Genomic DNA, 838 nt, shown 5'->3' with positions numbered 1-838 from the left:
TTTTTTTCATTGACTGGTATTGAGTTGCTATTTTTGACTTGTGTTGCGGCTTCTAATAAAGCTTTTTCAAACCAAGTGATTTCTTTAGGGATACTGCCTTGATCAAATAATTCCTTATCTTGCGCTAATAAAGAAACTCTCAGCGTATACATATTCATACTTACTGTCCCTATAATACTAATTAGAGTCATTCGCCTAAGTTAGTGTTTAATACGTAATATTTATAAAATCAAAAATAGAAGATTATCGCTTTTTGATAACTCCGTCTTTCAAAAAAGAGTGAGTAATAGAACTATAACTAGAAAGGCTTTCAAAAACGCTTTTATTAATAGTCTATCTAATTAGAAATTAGGATGATACCCATCTAAATTATTCTGGGATATTACTTTATTACACGAAGTAAACTCGCGCCTAAAGGTTTGCCATTATGCTTGTAGACGCCGATTTATACCGTGTTTTTGGTTTATGGGGAGATTAGGATGACACCCACCTAAATCATTTTCTATTACATCAAATTATATTAAATGATTTATCAAAAAGTCCTTTTCATATCTTTAGCTTGTATCCTATACCACCTTTACAAACTCCATTAAAATAACATTATAACGGATGCCTTGCCCCAGCAAATTTATTACCACAAATGCATTCGTATCTATTCCCTGTACCTTCAATTGGTTTTGCATGTTCACCGCACCTACGACAACTGAGGCTGAACTTTCTAATATCCTCGGAGTGACTTTGTAAATTTCTTTCATGTCCGGAACCGGAACCACTTAAAGCTTTAAACGCAAGACCTGCAGCTATACCCCAAAAACCCATAATTATTCTCCGCAAAATT

General features: G+C 33.8%; 1 protein-coding gene. It reads right to left on the bottom strand.

Annotation, left to right across the window (positions count from 1 at the left end; genetic code table 11):
- Positions 1–600: 600 nt before the first annotated feature.
- A partial coding sequence (locus GQR46_RS20200; RefSeq protein WP_206009737.1) for a hypothetical protein occupies positions 601–838 on the bottom strand: 238 nt, incomplete at its 5' end.

The organism is Pseudoalteromonas sp. Z1A6, assembly GCF_011378745.1.
Classification (GTDB): Bacteria; Pseudomonadota; Gammaproteobacteria; order Enterobacterales; family Alteromonadaceae; genus Pseudoalteromonas; species Pseudoalteromonas arctica.
Note: the sequence above shows the minus strand (reverse complement) of the source record. Positions and strands in the feature narration are given on the sequence as shown.